We start from the raw sequence: 17007 nt of genomic DNA, 5'->3' as shown, positions 1-17007 counted from the left end.
GGTGAGCGACCCGAGCGCGCCCGCCGTGGGCGTCGGCCGCGGTCGCGCACCCGGTGAGCGGCCCCTGCGGGCATCTCCCCGCGTGGTGCTGGTGCACACCGCCACGTTCCGGCAGGCCCGGCAGGTCGTGCCGGTGCTGATCCCGGTCGCCGCGCTGGTCGGCTTCGACGACGGGCTGCTCACCGTCGTGGTGATGGCGGCGGTCGTCACCGCCCTGTCCCTGGCCGCGGCGGTGCTGAGCTGGTGGCGGTTCGGCTACGCCGACGGGCCGACGGCGGTGGTGGTGACCCGCGGCCTGCTGGCCCGCTCGGTGCGCACCGTGCCCAACGACCGCATCCGCGGCGTGGAGGTCGAGGCCCCGCCGCTGCACCGGCTGCTCGGACTGGTGCGGGTCCGCATCGATGCCGCGGCCGGCTCGGTCGGGGCCAACGAGGAGGAGCTCGTCGTCGACGGCGTCCCCCGCGTCGAGGGCGACCGGCTGCGCGCGCGGCTGCTGGCCCGCCGTCCCGCCGGGGTGCCGGCACCGGACGGCGAGCAGGCCCCGGAGGCGCCGCTCGAGGAGGAGCTCTCCCGCTTCGACCCCCGCTGGCTGCTCTACGCGCCGCTGGTCGGCAGCTACCTCGTCGTCCCGCTGGCCGCCGTGGGCACGCTGTTCCGGCTGGTGCAGGAGCTGCCGGACGCCGTCGTCCCGGACCTCGCCGGCCCCGAGCCCTCGCCGCACCTGCTGGTCGTCGGGCTGGTCGCCGCGGTGCCGCTGCTCGCGCTGGCCGCGGTGGCCGGGGCGGCCGTCGTCAACTGGGGCTACCGGCTGGTGCGGCGCGGTGGCTCGCTGGTCGCCGTCCGCGGGTTGCTCACCCGGCGGCACACCGAGCTGGAGGTCGACCGCATCCGGGGCGGCACGCTCAGCGAGGGCCTGGGCATGCGCTGGGTGGGCGCGGCGCGGGTGAACGCGCTGGTCACGGGCCTCGGGCAGGCCCACCGGCGCGGTCAGCTGCTGCCGCTGGGACCGCGCGCCGAGGCGCTGCGGCTGCTCGGCCGGCTGGTCGACGACCCCGGCCCCCTGACCGGCCACCCGCCCGCTGCCCTGCGCCGCCGGCTGGTGCGGGCCCTGACCGCCGGGCTGCTGGTGACCGCGGCGGGGGTCTGGGCGGCGGCCGCGCTCGGGTGGTGGTGGGTGCCGGTCGTCGGCGTCGTCCTCACCGCGCTGGGCGTGCCGATGGGCATCGGCCGGTACCGCGCCCTCGGCCACGGCACCGGGCCGCGGTCGTTCAGCGTCCGCAGCGGCTGGCTGGTCCGCGAGCAGGCCGTGCTCCAGCGCCGTGCCGTCGTGGGCTGGCACGTCCGGCAGAGCCTGCTGCAGCGGCGGGCCGGACTGGCCACCGTGGTCGCCTGCGTGGGGGCGGGCAGCGGGGGCTACGCCGCGGTGGACATGGCCGCCGCGGAGGTGCCCGCCTTCACCGCGGCGGCGTCGTCGGGCACGTGGGCGGGGACGCTGGCCCCCCGCTGAGCTGTTCGCCAGCCCGTCGACCGCGGGTCGCGCGTGTCGATCACCGCTGCGGGTAGCTGGGCGGCGATGGACTCCGAGCCGGCACCGGTGCGGAACTCAGCGCTGCCTGCCGTTGCCGCCCAGGTGCACGCGTCCGGCCAGCGCCGCGGCCTCGACACGGGTGGCGACGCCGAGCGTCCGCAGCAGCGCGGCCACCAGCCGCTTCGCCGTCCGCTCGGACACGTGCAGCGTCGTGGCGATCTCCACGGTGCTCGTGCCGTCGGCCACCAGCCGCCAGAGCCGGCGCTCGTCGGCGGTGAGCCGCTCGGCGAGGCCCTGCTCCCCGGCGGGCGTGGAGTCCTCGAGGAGCCGCCGCAGCAGGTCCTCGGGGATCACCGACCAGCCGTCGAGCACGGCCAGCAGTGGGCGCACCAGCGCCTCGGGGTCGGCGGTCTTGGGCAGGTAGCCCACCGCCCCGGCGCGCAGCGCCTCCAGGACGGCGTCCTCCTCGGCCTGACCGGACAGCGCCACGACCCGCACGGTCGGGTCCGCACGGCGGATCGCCGCGATCGCCCGCGTGCCGCCCGGCGGCGGCATGTGCAGGTCCACGACGGCGACGTCGGCGTGGTGCCGACGCACCATCGCCGCAGCCGCGGAGGCGTCGTCGGTCGTCGCCACGACGCGCACCCGCCCCTCGCTCACCCCCGGAAGCAGCAGGGCCAGGCCCCGGCTGAACAACGGGTGGTCGTCGACGAGCACGACGTCGACGTGCGAACGGTGCTGGGCACCGGTGTCGCTCGGCTCCATCTCTCCCCAGACCGACGGCTGCGCCGGCGCGGCTGACCGGACACACCACGGAGGTGCCCATGACCCTGGCCGCGAACACCCCGACGTCCCCCGGGTCATGCCGCGCGCTGCCGGCCCTGCGCCGCCTGCTGCAGCGCCGGGCGCCGGCGCGACCGGACGGCGGGCAGGCGCCGGAACCCAGTGAGGCACTGGTGCGGGCGCTGTGCCACGACATGCGCTCGCCGCTGGCCTCGCTCGAGGCGCTGCTCAGCGCGCTGGAGCGGCCGGCCGGGCCGTCGGCAGACGCGGCGCCGGACCCCGGCGAGGTGCTGGAGCTGGCCCGCGCCCAGACCGCTCACCTGGCCTCGATGCTCCGGACGGCGGCGGCCACGGGCGGGGCGGCGCCGCTGGGTCGGGGAACGCGTCGGCTCGGGGACGTCGTCCGCGCGTCGGTGGCCGCCTCCGGGCTGCCCGACGACCAGCTGACCGTGCAGCTCGGCCCCGACGCGGAGGACGTCGCCGTCGCCGACGCCCGGGTGCAGCGGGTCCTCACCAACCTGCTGGAGAACGCACACCGGCACGGCGACGGCGCCCCGGTCCGGCTGGCCGTCCGATGTCGGCCCGGCTGGGTCGACCTGGCGCTGACGCAGGCCGTCGGCCGCCCGGAGCGGTTGCTGGGGCACCTGCGCACCGACTCGCCGCCGCCGGACCTCACCGGCCTGGGGCTGTGGTCGGTGCGGCGGCAGACCGGCGAGCTCGGCGGCCGCATCGTGTGGGCCGAGGACGGCCACTCCCTGACCCTGACCGTGCAGCTCCCCGATCGCTGACGTCGTCGGCCTACCGGCCTCGGTGCCATCGGTCCGAGGAGGTGGGGCCGGAGGCCTCGGCGAGGAGGGCCGGGGTGGGCTCGGCGCGACAGGGGGCGGCACGTGGTCGCGTGTCGGCCGGTAGGCCGACGGAGGACGGTGGCGGCCGGCAGGCCGGCGGAGAACATGGCACCACTGGGCCAGCGCTCGGCACGGGCGGGCCACCGGGCGGGGGCAGATCCCTGGTGTCACCGCATCGGCGGTGGTCGCGACGACGCAAGGGAGAGCCCGTGTTCACCCACACCCACGCCCTGCAGTACGAGGCCAAGCCCGACGGTCCCGACCCGGACTTCGCCCGCAAGATGCAGGAGATCCTCGGCGGCCAGTGGGGCGAGATGACGGTCGCCACGCAGTACCTGCTGCAGGGCTGGAACTGCCGGCTGCCCGGCAAGTACAAGGACCTCCTCCTCTCCATCGGCACCGAGGAGCTGGCCCACGTCGAGATGATCATCACGATGATCGACCGGCTGCTCGACCACGCGCCGCTCAAGCCGGACTCGGCCGACCGCACCAAGGAGGCCGCCGCCGGTTACGGGCAGCACAACCCGCAGCACCTGATCCAGAACGGCCAGGGTGCCTCCTACATGGACAGCATGGGCAACCCGTGGAGCGGCGCGTACGTCACCGCCAGCGGCAACCTCATGGCCGACTTCATGTACAACGCCACCGCCGAGATGCAGGGCCGGCTGCAGGTGGCCCGGCTCTACAACATGACCGACGACCCCGGCGTCAAGGACATGCTGCGGTTCCTCATCACCCGCGACCACTACCACCAGCAGCAGTGGCTGGCCGCGACCGAGGAGCTCAAGGCCGACGGCATCGAGGGCATCCCGGTGCCCGAGGCGTTCCCGCTGGAGGAAGAGGTCGGCGACCTCGGCTACACCTTCGTCGACGCCTCCGACGGCCCCGAGGCCTCGGCCGGTCGGTGGGCGTCGGGCCCGTCGGTCGACGGACGCTCGGAGTTCCGCGCCCGCCCGATCGAGGCGACGGCGGACGCGCCGATCCTCCCGCCCGGCGACCCGCGGCTGTTCTCCACCCCGCAGATGCCCGGGCAGTCGCTGCTGCAGAAGGCCAAGGACATGCTCAAGTAGCCGACCCGTCCCACCCTGTGCCGTCGCCGCGCCGGTGGCCGGGTCTCGCGAGATCCGGCCACCGGCCGGCGGGCCCACCGCTGCTGGAGGAGAGCACCGTGCACCTGTCCGTCCCCGCCGTCCTGCTGACGGCGGTCTACGCGGCGGCCCTCGCCGTCGCGGTCGCCGCGCCCGGCCAGCACCTGGTCGCCGGGCTCGTCGTCCTCACCGGCCTGGTCACCCGCTGGGCCGTCCGCCACCGCCGCGCCCACGCCGCCGTCCCGGCCCCGATCACGTCCACCGACGCCGTCCTCGCCCCCGAGTCCGCCCCCGCCCGGGCCGTCGCCTGAGGGTCTCCTGCCCTCGGTGATCAGCTCAGCTGGTCGTTCGGGTTCCTGGCTCAGCACCGGGTGTGAGCCCGGAAGGGGGACGACCAGCTCAGCTGATCGTCGCGGGGGACGAGGCCCTGGAACGCGCGAGGCGCGCGCCCCCGCGAACGGGGACGCGCGCCTCGGCGGTCGAGCGGCCCCCTGCAGGGTCCCTCCACGGTGGGGGCAGGGGGTCCTTCTGGTGCTGGATCGGCCACCCTTCAGGGTCCCGCGCCGAGCGGAGCGAGGCGTGGGGGAAGGGGGTCCTTCCTCAGTGCTGGACGGCCTTCTCCGCGCCGATCCCGGTGAGCGCCCGGACCTCCAGCTCGGCCCACTTGGGCTCGTCCGGCTTCTCCTTGGAGAGCACGGTGCCCAGCCAGCCGAGGAAGAACGACAGCGGGATCGACACCAGGCCCGGGTTGTTGAGCGGGAACCAGGAGAAGTCGACGTCCTGGAGCAGCGAGGTGCTCTTGCCGGTCGTCGGGTTGACCGGACCGCCCGAGACCACCGGCGAGAAGATGATCAGGACGATGCAGGCGATCAGCCCGCCGTACATCGACCACAGCGCGCCCCGGGTGGTGAACCGCTTCCAGAACAGCGTGTAGAGGATGGTCGGCAGGTTCGCCGAGGCCGCCACGGCGAACGCCAGCGCCACCAGGAAGGCGATGTTCAGCCCGGCCTGCAGCGCCAGGATGCCCAGGCCGATGGAGATGGCGCCGATGACGATGGCGGTGATGCGGGCGACCTTCACCTCCCCGTTCGGCGACACGTGGCCCTTCTTGATGACCGACGCGTAGACGTCGTGTGCGAAGGACGCCGAGGCCGTGATCGTCAGGCCGGCGACCACGGCGAGGATCGTCGCGAACGCGACACCGGCGATGATGCCGAGCAGCACGGTGCCCCCGAGCTCGAAGGCCAGCAGCGGCGCCGCGGCGTTGACCGCCCCGGGTGCGCCGAGGATGGTCTCCGGTCCGACCAGCGCCCCGGCGCCGTAGCCGATGACGAGGCTGAACAGGTAGAAGATGCCGATCAGCCAGATCGCCCAGACCACCGAGCGACGGGCGTCCTTCGCCGTCGGCACGGTGTAGAAGCGCATCAGCACGTGTGGCAGCCCCGCCGTCCCCAGCACCAGGGCCAGGCCGAGCGAGACGAAGTCCAGCTTCGTGGTGCTGGACGTGCCGTACTGCGCCCCGGGCGCGAGCACGTCCCGGCCTGCCACGGCGTTCTCCACCGAGCCGCCGAGCAGCGCCGACAGGTTGAAGCCGTACAGGCCGAGCACCCACACCGTCATCACCAGGGCGCCGACGATGAGCAGCGAGGCCTTGATGATCTGCACGTACGTGGTGCCGCGCATGCCGCCGACCAGCACGTAGATGATCATCAGCGCGCCGACGAGGACGACGACGAGCGCCTGGGCCGCCTCACCGGTGACGCCGAGCAGCAGGGTCACCAGGCCACCGGCGCCGGCCATCTGCGCCAGCAGGTAGAACAGCGACACCGCGAGCGTCGAGATCGCCGCAGCGGTGCGCACCGGCCCCTGCCGCATCCGGAAGGCCAGGACGTCGGCCATGGTGAAGCGCGCGGTGTTGCGCATCAGCTCGGCCACGAGCAGCAGCGCGACCAGCCAGGCGACGAGGAAGCCGATCGAGTAGAGGAACCCGTCGTAGCCGTAGACGGCGATGGCGCCGGCGATGCCCAGGAAGGAGGCCGCCGAGAGGTAGTCGCCGGCGATGGCCAGGCCGTTCTGCGTGCCGCTGATGTTGCGGCCGGCCGCGTAGTAGTCCGCGGCGCTCTTGTTGGTGCGGCTGGCCCGGAACGTGATGACCAGGGTGACTGCCACGAAGGCGGAGAAGATCGCGATGTTGATCGCCGGGTTGCCGATGGTGGCGCTCTCGGCGGAGAGGACCTCACGCACGCGAGGCACCCCCGGTCACCGACGTGCCGTCGTCGCCGCGGGTCCGGCCGGCGTACTCGTGGTGCTCCAGCCGGTTGCGCATCTCGTCGGCGATGGGGTCGGTGCGCTTGTTGGCGTGCGCCACGTAGAGGTGGGTGATCACGAACGTCGTCACGAACTGGGCCAGCCCGAGCAGGATGCCGAGGTTGACGTTGCCGAACACCGGTGTGGCCATGAAGTCCGGCGCGTAGGTCGAGAGGAGGACGTAGAGCAGGTACCAGGCCAGGAAGGCCACGGTCATCGGGAACGCGAAACGGCGGAAGCGCCGCTTCAGCTCGATGAACTCCGGTGAGGCCTGCGCCTGGGCGTACTCCTCCGGAGTCAGCAGCCTGCGTTCTTCGGGTGGTGTCACGGTGCCTCTCCCTGTCGTCCTGGTCACCTCGTGCCGGTGACCGCGGTCACTCTAGAGACAAGTCTGTCCGTAATGGACGGTCAGTGACCTTTTCGTTGTGCGCAATGCGCCGTCGACGCCCAACTGTCGGACGGCCGTAACCGGGTGGGAACGCAGCGGCGCTGCAATGGGTCATGGGCTCTTCCGTGGGGACGTCGACGGGCTGGTACCCGGTGGCGCGCGCCGCCGAGGTCGGGACGAAGCCGCTGCCGGTGGGTGCCGGCGGGCGGGCCTACGTGCTGGTCAGGCTGCGTCCGGGAGCGGAGGTGAGCGCCTTCCCCGCCCGGTGCCCGCACCGGTTGGTCCCGCTGAGCGCCGCCACGGTGGTCGACGGACGGCTCACCTGCCCGTACCACGGGTGGCAGTACGACGGTGAGGGCCGCTGCGTCTCCCTCCCCTCCCTGGGCCCCGACGGGACGGCGCCGCCGCGGGCCGACCTGCCGGTGCCGTGGGCGGTCGAGGAGCGGCACGGCTGGGTCTGGCTGGCCCCGGAGCGCACCGCCGTCCCGGCGCCGCCACGGCCTGCTGCCGACACGGCACCCGAGCCGCTCCCGGCGCCGCCGGCGCCGGACGGGCCGGTGCTGGGCAACCTCGACCCGGCGCTGGAGTCGGCGTGGCACCCGGTGGCCCTGTCCGGCGAGCTGCGTCCCGGCGGCTGGCTGCAGGTACGGCTGCTCGGGCGGACCTGGACGCTGCGCCGCACCGACCGGCTGGAGGTCGACCCGCCCGCGTTCGGCGTCCGCGAGCGGCTCGGCGTGGTGTGGCTGGCCCCGGCCGAGCCCCGGGACGTGCCGCTGGAGTTCCCCGAGGACGGCGACCGGCGCTTCGTGACCGGCTGGCTGCCGCCGCTGCGCTCGGCGGGGACGGCGGGCGTGCTGGCCGACGTCCTCCTCGACGTCGCCCACGGCCCGTTCCTGCACGCGAGGACCTCCGGCGCGGCCGACCACCCGGAGGTGCCCGCCTACGACGTCGAGCCCGAGGCCGGCGGGTTCCGCAGCGTGCACGAGCAGTGGTTCGACGCGGTCACCGACCCCGGGGTGGCCACCGGCGAGCGGCCGCTGCGGCAGCGCCGGCGGGCGACGCACGTGTACCGGGCGCCGTTCCAGCTGCTGCTGCGCCTGGAGTCGCTCGACTCGGGCGCGGTCACGGTGGTCCAGTCCCTGCTCCAGCCGGAGGACGCCGACTCCACGCGGGTCTACACCCGGCTGCTGCTGTCCTCCGGCCCGGGCCACCCGCTGCCCGCCCCGGCCGACGTCGAGCGCGAGGTGGCCTTCCGGCAGCGGGTGCTCGAGGAGGACCTCGCCCTCGTCGAGCACGTGGCCGGCCTGGGACTGCCGCTGGGAGTGCGCGACGAGCTGCACGTGCGTGCCGACCGGCTCGGCGTGGCGCTGCGCCGGGTGCTGTGCGACGTCCTCGTCTCGGCCCCGCGATGGGATCGGGGAGCTGCCTGGAGGACCCCGTCCTCCTCGTGAAGGACCCCCTTGCCCCCCGCCACTCGCAGGCTCGCGGCGGGACCCTGCAGGGGGGCCGTCAGGGGCTCGCGGCGAGCCTCGGGACGGGCCGCTAGGAGTCCGCGGGGAGCAGCTCCCCGCAGGCGGCGCAGCGGACCGGTGGGTCGACGTCGGCGAGTCGCCCGCACGCCGGGCACACCCGCCGCAGCCAGCACGCCGGGTCGCCGCCGTCCTGGTCCGGCTCGGCGGGTCGTGCGTCGTCGGTCACGGAGCCATGCTCGGACGCCGCACCCTCCCGGGCAACCGCCGCCGGCCGGGGTGCGTCACCCTTCTGGCGGACGCCGCCTCCCCGTCCTGGGCTGGGATGCTGGCGGTCGTGCCGTCCTCCGCCGCCCGCCGCACCACGCTGGCCCTCGCCGCCACCCTCGCCGGCCCCGTCGTGTGGGTCGCCCGCGCCGCCTGGGGGCTGCCCACCGCCCTGGGCGCCAGCCGGCGTGAGATCCAGGCCTACGCCGCCGGCTCGCCACAGTTCGCCGACGGTCGCTTCCACAACCGGCTGCGCACCCCGGCGCGACCGCCGGCCAACGCGCAGCGCGGCCTGCTGCGGCAGATGCACGAGGAGCGGGACACCGGCCTGCCGGCGCGCTCCGTGCCGGTGACCCGCCCGCAGCTCCCCGTGGAGGCGGGCGAGCTCGCGGTGACCTGGTTCGGCCACTCCAGCGCGCTGCTCGAGGTCGACGGCCGGCGGGTGCTGGTCGACCCGGTGTGGGCCGCGCGGGTGTCGCCGTCCCCGCTGATCGGCCCGACCCGGCTGCACCCGGCACCCCTGCGGCTGGAGGAGCTGCCGCAGGTCGACGCCGTCCTCGTCTCGCACGACCACTACGACCACCTCGACCTGCCCACGGTGCGCGGGCTGCTGCGCACCCAGACCGCGCCGTTCGTCGTCCCGCTGGGACTGGGTGCGCACCTGCGCGGCTGGGGGGTGCCGGAGGAGCGGGTCGTCGAGCTGGACTGGGACGGCGCGGTGGAGATCGCCGGTCTCACGCTCACCTGCACCGAGGCGCGGCACTTCTCCGGCCGGTTCCTCACCCGGGACACGACGCTGTGGGCGTCCTGGGTGGTCGCGGGGCCGCGGCACCGGGTCTTCTTCGGCGGCGACACCGGCTACACCCCGGCGTTCGCCCAGATCGGTGCGCTGCTGGGTCCCTTCGACCTGACGCTGCTGCCGATCGGCGCCTACAACGACGCCTGGGCCCTCATCCACATGACGCCGGAGGAGGCCGTCCGGGCGCACGGCGACCTCGGCGGCGGGCTGCTGGTCCCGGTGCACTGGGCGACGTTCAACCTGGCCTTCCACCGCTGGGCCGAGCCGGTGCAGCGGCTGTGCGCCGCGGCGGAGCGCTCGGAGGTGCGGGTGGCGGTGCCGCGACCGGGCCAGCGGGTCGAGGTCCTGGCGCCGCCGGCGCTGACCGACTGGTGGTCGGAGGTCGGCTCGCTCGTCGACGAGCCGACCGAGACCGGGGACGGCGGGGCCGGCAGCTCCGTCGTGGCGCGGGCCGCGTCCTGGCTCACCGCCCGCCGAGCGACCGACTAGCCCAGGAGCCGGGCGACCTCGAGGAGGTCGCCGGCCTCCCGCCGCGGTGTCCCGCCCTCGGGGTCCAGCCGGTGGCCGGGCCGACGCAGCCGGACCACGTCGATGCCGGCCGCCAGGGCGCCCCGGACGTCGCGCGCCGACGTCGCCACGTGCACCAGCCGGCCGCCGGCGCGCTCCCGGGCCCGGAGGTAGATCTCCGGGGCCGGCTTGTAGGCCCGCAGCCGCTCGGAGGTGAGGACGTCCGCGTCGTCCACCAGCGGTGCGACGCGCGTGCGGGCGAAGACGGCGTCGTCCACGTTGGACAGGACGCCGACCCGGGCGCGGGCCGCGAGCGCCGGCAGCCCCTCCGCGACGTCCGGCCACAGCGGCCAGTCGCCGACCGAGTCGAGCAGCGCTCCGACGTCGGTGTCCGGGTCGCGGGCGACGCCCAGCTCGGCGTAGGCGGCGGCCAGCGCGCGGCGGCAGTGCTCGGCGAAGGGCACCCAGGTCCCGAGGTCTCGCTGCGAGGCCTTGTTCGCCGCGTCCCAGGCGTCGTACAGCCGCTCCCCCGGGGTGCCCGTGATCCGCTGCAGCGCGGCCGAGCCGCCGGCGCGCGAGTCGATCAGGGCGCTGAACAGGTCGAGGGTGACCAGCGGGGGGAGTGCCACGGCGCGCATTCTGCGCCCCGACGGCCCCGCCCCGAGCCTGCGAGGGGTGGCGAGGACGGGGTCCTGCTCCGGATGGGGCAGCGGAGCCCTCCGTTCAGCGCAGCAGCTTGGACATGCGCCGGTCGGCCAGGGGCTTGCCGCCGGTCTGGCAGGTCGGGCAGTACTGCAGCGAGGTGTCGGCGAAGCTCACCTCGCGCACGGTGTCGCCGCACACCGGGCACGGCAGGCCGGTACGGGCGTGCACCTGCAGCCCCGAGCGCTTCTCGCCCTTCATCGTGGCCGCCTTCTGCCCGACCTGGCGCTCGAGCGCCTCGGTGAGGGTCGCCCGCACGGCGTCGTAGAGGCGCAGGGCCTCCTCGTCGGTGAGCTTGTCGGCCATCTTGAACGGCGAGAGCCGCGCGGCGTGCAGGATCTCGTCGGAGTAGGCGTTCCCGATGCCGGCGATCAGGGTCTGGTCGGTGAGCGCGCCCTTGAGCTGGCCGCTGCGCCCGGCCATGAGTGCCACGAACGCGTCCCGGTCGACCTCCAGCGCGTCGGGCCCGAGCCGGGCGACGCCCGGCACCTCGGCCGGCGAGCGGACGACGTGGACCGCCAGCCCCTTGCGGGTGCCCTGCTCGGTGAGGTCGAAGCCGTTCCCGTCCTCCAGGTGCACCCGCAACGCCAGCGGGCCCTTGCCCGGCTTGGGCGGGGCGGTGGGCAGCCCGGTGCGCCAGTGCAGCCAGCCGGCCCGCGCCAGGTGGACGACGAGGTGCAGGCCGGAGACGTCGAGGTCGAGGAACTTGCCGTGCCGGGCGACGCCGGTGAGCTCCAGCCCGCCCAGCGCCGACAGCGGCGGGTCGAAGGTCTTGATCGCCTGGACGGCGGCCAGGTCGACGCGGGTCACCACGGAGCCGACCGCGTTCTCGCGCAGGAACGCGGTCAGCGCCTCCACCTCGGGCAACTCGGGCACCGGGCCACTATGCCGCGCAGGACCGACTCCCGCCGTCCCCGATCGAGTGGTACCGACGAGCGGGGGTACCGACGAGGACATGACCGAGAGTGCGCAGGGCCGGCCGCCGGTGGACGAGACCCGTCCGTCGGCGCCGGATCAGGACCGCGAGGCGGGGACCACGGTCCCGGCCGACACCGGCGTGGGCATGGGCCGCGGCGAGGCCGACACGTTCGAGCCGGAGGAGTCGCAACCGGCCGACGAGGACGCCGGCTGACGGTCGGCCGACCCCCTGCTACTGGGTGGTCAGGCTCTCCAGGTCGCTCACCGGGGCGGTCGCGCCGGGCTCGTGTCGGGCCTGCTCGGCCACCGCCGCGGCCACGGCCGACGTCACGGCGGGGTCGAAGACGCTCGGGATGATGTAGTTGGCGTTGAGCTGGTCGTCCTTGACGACCCCGGCGATCGCGTCCGCCGCCGCTAGCAGCATCCCGTCGCTGATCTCCCGCGCCCGCGCGTCGAGCAGCCCGCGGAACACGCCGGGGAACGCCAGCACGTTGTTGATCTGGTTCGGCAGGTCCGAGCGACCCGAGGCGACGACGGCGGCGTGCTGGCGGGCCCGCACCGGGTCGACCTCGGGCGTCGGGTTGGCCATCGGGAAGACGACGCCGTCCGGTGCCATGCGCGGCAGCGCCTCGACCGGCAGGACGTTGCCGGCGCTGACGCCGATGAACACGTCGGCGCCGTCGAGCGCGTCGGGCAGCTCGCCGCGCACGCCCTCGGGGTTGGTGCGCTCGGCCAAGGCCCGCTTGGCCGGTGAGAGCCGCTCGTCGTCCGGCGAGAGGATGCCCTCGCGGTCCCACACCAGCACGTGCCGGGCACCCGCCTTCAGCATCAGGTGCACGATCGCCGTCCCGGCGGCCCCGGCGCCGGCGACCACGATCTTCACGTCCTCCAGCTGCTTGTGCACGACGCGCAGCGCGTTGCGCAGCGCGGCCAGCGCGACGATCGCCGTCCCGTGCTGGTCGTCGTGGAAGACCGGGATGTCGAGCTTCTCCCGCAGCCGGGCCTCGATCTCGAAGCAGCGGGGCGCGGCGATGTCCTCGAGGTTGATGCCACCGAAGCCGGGGGCGATCAGCTCGACGGTGCGGACGATCTCGTCGACGTCCTGGGTGTCCAGGCAGATCGGCCAGGCGTCGATGTCGGCGAACCGCTTGAACAGGACGGCCTTGCCCTCCATGACCGGCATCGCGGCGCCGGGGCCGATGTCGCCCAGCCCGAGGACGGCCGAGCCGTCGGTGACCACGGCGACGGTGTTGCCCTTGATGGTCAACCGGCGGACGTCGTCGGGGTTGTCGGCCAGCGCCAGGCAGACCCGCGCGACCCCGGGGGTGTAGGCCATCGACAGGTCGTCCCGGGTCTTCAGCGGGACCCGGGAGGCGACCTCGAGCTTGCCGCCCAGGTGCAGCAGGAAGGTGCGGTCGCTGACCTTGCGGACCTTCACCCCCGGGACGGCGCGCAGCGCGTCGACCATCTCCTCGGAGTGGGCCGCGTCCGCGGCGGAACAGGTGACGTCGACGGTCAGCCCGTCGGAGCGGGAGTCGACGACGTCGATAGCGGTCACCGCACCGCCGGCGGAGCCGACCGCGGTCGCGATCCGGCCGATCGAGGCCGGGTCGCCGTCGGCGGTGAGCCGGACGGTGATCGAGTACGACGCCGACGTGACCGGCCCGCGGGGCGGCGTGGCCGGCTCGCCGAGGGCGGTGTCGTCGGTGCTGGGCGTGGCAGCGGTCTCGGTGCTCATGGCGTCCCCCATCGTGGCACCGAACGATACGCGGGGTGGTTTCGGTCACAGTGGTCACGACCCACTCTAGGTCGCCTCGCTGACTAGTCAGCTTTATCGTCTAGTCATGTCGCTCGAACCCTGGCCCGCCGAGTGGATGCGCGCGGTGTTGCCGTTGTCCGTGCTGGCGGTCGTCGCCGAGGAGGAGTCCTACGGCTACGCCATCGCCCAGCGGCTGCAGGCGGCCGGTCTCGGCGCGGTCAAGGGCGGCACGCTCTACCCGGTGCTCAACCGGCTCGAACAGGACGGGCTGGTCACGTCGTCCTGGCGCGAGGGTGCGGGCGGCCCGGGGCGCAAGTTCTTCACCGTCACGCCGCACGGCCGCGCACACCTGACCGAGCGGGCCGCCGCCTGGCACACGTTCACCGAGCGGGCCGCCGGCCTGCTCCCGTCCGTGGGGAGCCCCCGATGACTACCTCGCCGCGGAGCGGGTGTTCGGCCTGGTCCGCGACGAGCCGGCGCTGGGGATGCCGGCCGGGGTAGCCCTCACCGCCGGGGCGGTGCTGTGGATCCCGGCGCTGGTGTCGCAGCTGCGCCGCAACCTCCCCGTGCGCGACCCCCGCGACGGTCGGCCCATCACCCCCGGCCCGGCCGCGGTCGCCGTCGGCACGAGCGCGTTCCTCGCCGTCCTCGCCGTGGCGTGCTGGGGCCTCGCCGTCCTGACGAGCTGACGGTCAGCCGGTGGGTCGGGAGGTGCGCCCCTCGGCGCGGGCCTTGAGCCCCTGGCAGAACTGGCGGAACGAGGGGTTGAGGTCCGGTGTCGAGCGAGCGAGCAGCGCGGCCAGCGGCCCGGTGTGGTCCTCGCGGACGGTGAGCGCCGTGCCGCCGTCCTCCTGCGCGTCGAGGCGGTACGTGCGCTCGATGACCGCCAGTCCCAGCGGCAGCCCCGCGCGCCAGCGCATGGCCTCGCGCGGGCGGATCTCGGTGACCGTCACCGTGAAGGGCCGGTTGCGGATCATCGTGGCGTAGAGCGTCAGCTTCTCGCCGAGCGCGACGCGGCCGTCCACCCGGTCGACGCCGGAGTCCCAGTCCCGCCAGCTGCCCACGTCGACCAGCAGCGCCCACACATCCTCCGGGCTCGCGTCGATCCGTGCCGACGCCTCGAAGCTCCTCACGGCCCCTCCCGTTCCCAGGCCCGCACGGCCGTCGTCTGCAGGTAGGTGTTGGGTACCACGATGCCCGGACCACCGCCCCGGGTCGAGCTGCCCCACAGGTCGGCGAAGTCGGCCTCGAGCGCGGCCCGCCCGGCGGGGTCGAGCCGCTGCCAGGCCACGTGCACCGGCGCGAACCAGTCGCGGTAGCGCTGCCACTGCGCGGCCAGGGACGGCGCGGTCATGTCGACGGTCCGCTCGGCGTGCCACACCCGGCGCACCTCGCCCCGGCCGAGCAGCTCCTCCACGCCCTCCGGCGTCCCCCAGCGCAGCGGGTCCCCCGTCGCGCCGGCCGGGTCGTGCCGGGCGAGCAGCGCCAGCAGCCGGCCGCCGGGCGCGTCCGGCCGCCAGGCCGTGAGCCCCAGCCGGCCCCCGGGGCGCAGCACCCGGAGCAGCTCCCGGGCGGCCCGCTCCGGCTCGGCGGCGAAGACGACGCCGAAGGTGGAGACGACGACGTCGAAGGACGCGTCGGGGAAGGGCAGGGCGCAGGCGTCGGCGACCTCGACGGCGATCGACAGCCCCTCCACCTCGGCCCGGCGCCGGGCGAGGGCCAGCAGCTCCGGGACGACGTCGCTGCACACGACGGCGCCGTCGCGCCGGGCCGCGGCCAGCGCGGCGTTACCCGTCCCGCCGGCCACGTCGAGCACCCGGTCCCCCGGGCGGACGGCGAGGTCGGCGACGAGCTGTTCGGCAGCCGGTACCAACCGGACGCCCACCCGCTGGTAGTCGCCGGCGGCCCACATCTCGCGGATGCGGTCGACAGCCCGGGGGGCGCTCATGCCCCGGCAGTGTGCTCCGGGCCACTCTCCGGGGGAAGCGACGCGGGCGGCCCCCTGCAGGTGCAGGACCCCGTCCCCCTCACCGTGGAAGGACCCCGCCCTCCCCGCCCTTCGCAGGCTCAGGGCGGTGCCCTGGACGGGGCCGCGGCGAGCCGCTGGACGCGGCCGGCGGTGCCCTGGACGGGGCCGGGGTCCTCTCTCAGCCGACCAGCAGCGCGCCACGCTCCCGCCCTCCGGCCACCCGCACCACCAGGGCCGCGGTCACGACGACGGCGGCGCCCACGGCAGCGACGGTCACCACGCCCGGCCCACCGTCGACGGCGACCGCGACCAGACCCCACACCACGGCCAGGGCCACGGGCCCGGCTGCCACCCGCGCGATCCGCACGAGCGCCACCCCGAGGGCCGCGACCGCCCCGAGAGCGACGACCGCCCACACCTGCGCCGCCGTCCCCTGGGCCGGTGCCCCGAGCGCGACGCCGGCGCTGGCGACCTGCACCGCAGCGGCGAGCGTCACCCAGCCCAGCAGGAGACCGGTGACCGCTGCCGGGAGCAGCCGTGGCAGCCCGGTGAGCGGCATGGCCTGCAGCCGCGCCCAGGCCGTCGCGGCTGCGGCGACGATCGCGAGGAGCAGCACCGCGGGGAGGACCGGGAGGCGGTCACCCACCAGCGGGAACACCAGCTCCCAGACGGCGTTCCCGGCGAAGGCCGCGGCCAGTGGCCAGCCGGTCGCCCGGTGCACCGGGCGGTGCCGCTGCCCGGGGAGTGCCTGGTAGACCGCCCAGGCCAGCGCCCCGGCGAAGACCGGGCCCCAGATCGAGAAGGCGTAGCCCGCCGGGGTGATCAGTGCGCGGGTCGCGTCGCTGACCTGGCCCACGCTGCGGCCGGCGAGCGCCGCGCCGAGCGGGCTGCCGACGATCTGGGCGATCGCCGCGAGCAGTACCGCTCCCGCCCGCAGGCCATCCGCCGGTCGTCCGTGCGTCATCCGGGATCCCTACCCGGCCGCGGTGGCCCCAGCACGCGGACGAAGCTGCACCCCGACGTCCGCACGCTGCACCTCCCAGGTCCCGATCGTGGGCCCTCGACCAGGTCGAGGGTCAACCCGCCGACCCGACGGGAGGTCGACCGGCTCGCAGGCGGGGCGCGAGCACGGCGGCGTCGCGGGACGACGGTGGCGCGGTGGCCAGTGCCCGGCCCCAGGCGACCAGGCCTGCGACGTCGATGCCGTGCGGCGGGGCGTCGGCGTAGGCGGCGACGTTGCCCGCACCGCGCTCGAGCAGCCGCTCGGCGCCGCGGTCGTTGCCCCGCGCCACGTGGGTCAGCCCGACGGCGAGCTGGGCCAGCCCGCGCCACAGCTGCCGCTCCGGGTCGGGCGCGGACTTCCACGCGTCCTCCAGCACCTCGTGGGCGTGGAAGGGCCGCCCGGCGTCCAGCAGCTGCTGCGCCTCGGTGAGCGCCTGGTCCGGCGTCCGCAGCACGCCCTCCGGCGCCCGCTCCTCCCCCACAGCGCCGCGCGGCAGGGGGCGCCCCAGCGCGTCGCGCGGCCGGGCGTTGCGCGCCCGGCCCGCAGGATCCCGGTCCCGGTCGGCGTCCACCCGACGATCCTGGCGCGAACAGCCCTCCCGGTGCCCGCGACGGGTGTTCCTGTCGGTGGTCGCGTGCAGGATGGGACCAGAGGACGGCCGCTCGACGGGCC

Annotated in this window: 20 protein-coding genes; 9 read left to right on the top strand and 11 right to left on the bottom strand. The window is 75.3% G+C overall.

Going from position 1 to position 17007, the window contains the following annotated elements:
- The first annotated feature begins 1 nt into the window (after window position 1).
- Window positions 2–1507, top strand: coding sequence for a PH domain-containing protein (locus ACU610_RS20810; RefSeq protein WP_446769596.1), 1506 nt, complete (start codon window positions 2–4; stop codon window positions 1505–1507).
- 96 nt (window positions 1508–1603) lie between these two features.
- On the opposite strand, the gene ACU610_RS20805 is transcribed toward ACU610_RS20810, so the two are convergent.
- Window positions 1604–2293 (bottom strand): response regulator, encoded by a 690-nt coding sequence (locus ACU610_RS20805; protein ID WP_446769595.1) that lies wholly within the window; start codon window positions 2291–2293, stop codon window positions 1604–1606.
- 59 nt (window positions 2294–2352) lie between these two features.
- On the opposite strand from ACU610_RS20805, the gene ACU610_RS20800 reads away from it, so the two are divergent.
- From ACU610_RS20800 to ACU610_RS20790, 3 genes are all read left to right on the top strand, one after another.
- On the top strand, window positions 2353–3099 hold the full coding sequence (locus ACU610_RS20800; RefSeq protein WP_446769594.1) for a sensor histidine kinase: 747 nt from the start codon (window positions 2353–2355) through the stop codon (window positions 3097–3099).
- 269 nt (window positions 3100–3368) lie between these two features.
- Entirely contained in the window at window positions 3369–4229 is an 861-nt protein-coding gene (locus ACU610_RS20795) for a manganese catalase family protein (RefSeq protein ID WP_446769593.1), read from the top strand.
- 98 nt (window positions 4230–4327) lie between these two features.
- Window positions 4328–4558 (top strand): hypothetical protein, encoded by a 231-nt coding sequence (locus ACU610_RS20790; RefSeq protein ID WP_446769592.1) that lies wholly within the window; start codon window positions 4328–4330, stop codon window positions 4556–4558.
- A 289-nt stretch (window positions 4559–4847) separates the two neighbouring features.
- Here the strand turns inward: ACU610_RS20790 and ACU610_RS20785 are convergent, their stop codons facing one another.
- A complete protein-coding gene (locus ACU610_RS20785) occupies window positions 4848–6491 on the bottom strand; it encodes a solute symporter family protein (protein ID WP_446769591.1) in 1644 nt (547 codons plus the stop codon).
- A complete protein-coding gene (locus ACU610_RS20780; RefSeq protein WP_446769590.1) occupies window positions 6484–6882 on the bottom strand; it encodes a DUF485 domain-containing protein in 399 nt (132 codons plus the stop codon). The genes ACU610_RS20785 and ACU610_RS20780 overlap by 8 nt, the downstream gene beginning before the upstream one ends.
- A 185-nt stretch (window positions 6883–7067) precedes the next feature.
- Here ACU610_RS20780 and ACU610_RS20775 point away from each other — a divergent pair, with 185 nt between their 5' ends.
- The gene (locus ACU610_RS20775) at window positions 7068–8393 is read left to right on the top strand and encodes a Rieske 2Fe-2S domain-containing protein (protein ID WP_446769589.1); all 1326 of its coding nucleotides are present in this window, start codon (window positions 7068–7070) and stop codon (window positions 8391–8393) included.
- Between the two features lie 91 nt (window positions 8394–8484).
- On the opposite strand, the gene ACU610_RS20770 is transcribed toward ACU610_RS20775, so the two are convergent.
- Entirely contained in the window at window positions 8485–8640 is a 156-nt protein-coding gene (locus ACU610_RS20770) for a hypothetical protein (RefSeq protein WP_446769588.1), read from the bottom strand.
- Window positions 8641–8748: 108 nt separating this feature from the next.
- Here ACU610_RS20770 and ACU610_RS20765 point away from each other — a divergent pair, with 108 nt between their 5' ends.
- Entirely contained in the window at window positions 8749–9966 is a 1218-nt protein-coding gene (locus tag ACU610_RS20765; protein ID WP_446769587.1) for an MBL fold metallo-hydrolase, read from the top strand.
- On the opposite strand, the gene ACU610_RS20760 is transcribed toward ACU610_RS20765, so the two are convergent.
- The gene (locus ACU610_RS20760; RefSeq protein ID WP_446769586.1) at window positions 9963–10613 is read right to left on the bottom strand and encodes an HAD family hydrolase; all 651 of its coding nucleotides are present in this window, start codon (window positions 10611–10613) and stop codon (window positions 9963–9965) included. The genes ACU610_RS20765 and ACU610_RS20760 overlap by 4 nt on opposite strands.
- 94 nt (window positions 10614–10707) lie before the next feature.
- Window positions 10708–11562 carry an Fpg/Nei family DNA glycosylase gene (locus tag ACU610_RS20755; protein WP_446769585.1) on the bottom strand — a complete coding sequence of 285 codons (855 nt, stop codon included), beginning with the start codon at window positions 11560–11562 and terminating at the stop codon, window positions 10708–10710.
- Between the two features lie 79 nt (window positions 11563–11641).
- Here ACU610_RS20755 and ACU610_RS20750 point away from each other — a divergent pair, with 79 nt between their 5' ends.
- Window positions 11642–11818, top strand: a complete 177-nt coding sequence (locus ACU610_RS20750; RefSeq protein WP_446769584.1) for a hypothetical protein — start codon at window positions 11642–11644, stop codon at window positions 11816–11818.
- Window positions 11819–11836: 18 nt separating this feature from the next.
- Here ACU610_RS20750 and ACU610_RS20745 read toward each other — a convergent pair whose 3' ends face one another.
- The gene (locus ACU610_RS20745) at window positions 11837–13342 is read right to left on the bottom strand and encodes a malic enzyme-like NAD(P)-binding protein (RefSeq protein ID WP_446769583.1); all 1506 of its coding nucleotides are present in this window, start codon (window positions 13340–13342) and stop codon (window positions 11837–11839) included.
- A 106-nt stretch (window positions 13343–13448) separates the two neighbouring features.
- Here ACU610_RS20745 and ACU610_RS20740 point away from each other — a divergent pair, with 106 nt between their 5' ends.
- Complete coding sequence (locus ACU610_RS20740) at window positions 13449–13793, top strand: PadR family transcriptional regulator (RefSeq protein WP_446769582.1); 345 nt, start codon at window positions 13449–13451, stop codon at window positions 13791–13793.
- Between the two features lie 19 nt (window positions 13794–13812).
- A complete protein-coding gene (locus ACU610_RS20735; protein WP_446769581.1) occupies window positions 13813–14052 on the top strand; it encodes a hypothetical protein in 240 nt (79 codons plus the stop codon).
- A 3-nt stretch (window positions 14053–14055) separates the two neighbouring features.
- Here the strand turns inward: ACU610_RS20735 and ACU610_RS20730 are convergent, their stop codons facing one another.
- From ACU610_RS20730 to ACU610_RS20715, 4 genes are all read right to left on the bottom strand, one after another.
- Window positions 14056–14496, bottom strand: a complete 441-nt coding sequence (locus ACU610_RS20730; RefSeq protein ID WP_446769580.1) for an SRPBCC domain-containing protein — start codon at window positions 14494–14496, stop codon at window positions 14056–14058.
- Entirely contained in the window at window positions 14493–15311 is an 819-nt protein-coding gene (locus ACU610_RS20725) for a class I SAM-dependent methyltransferase (protein ID WP_446769579.1), read from the bottom strand. The genes ACU610_RS20730 and ACU610_RS20725 overlap by 4 nt, the downstream gene beginning before the upstream one ends.
- A gap of 199 nt (window positions 15312–15510) precedes the next feature.
- The gene (locus tag ACU610_RS20720) at window positions 15511–16296 is read right to left on the bottom strand and encodes a hypothetical protein (RefSeq protein ID WP_446769578.1); all 786 of its coding nucleotides are present in this window, start codon (window positions 16294–16296) and stop codon (window positions 15511–15513) included.
- 112 nt (window positions 16297–16408) lie between these two features.
- Window positions 16409–16906, bottom strand: a complete 498-nt coding sequence (locus ACU610_RS20715; protein WP_446769577.1) for a DUF309 domain-containing protein — start codon at window positions 16904–16906, stop codon at window positions 16409–16411.
- Between the last annotated feature and the right edge of the window lie 101 nt (window positions 16907–17007).

This window comes from Geodermatophilus sp. URMC 61 (assembly GCF_052931555.1).
The sequence above is the reverse complement of the archived record's forward strand: the minus strand, read 5'-3'. Positions and strand labels throughout refer to the sequence as shown.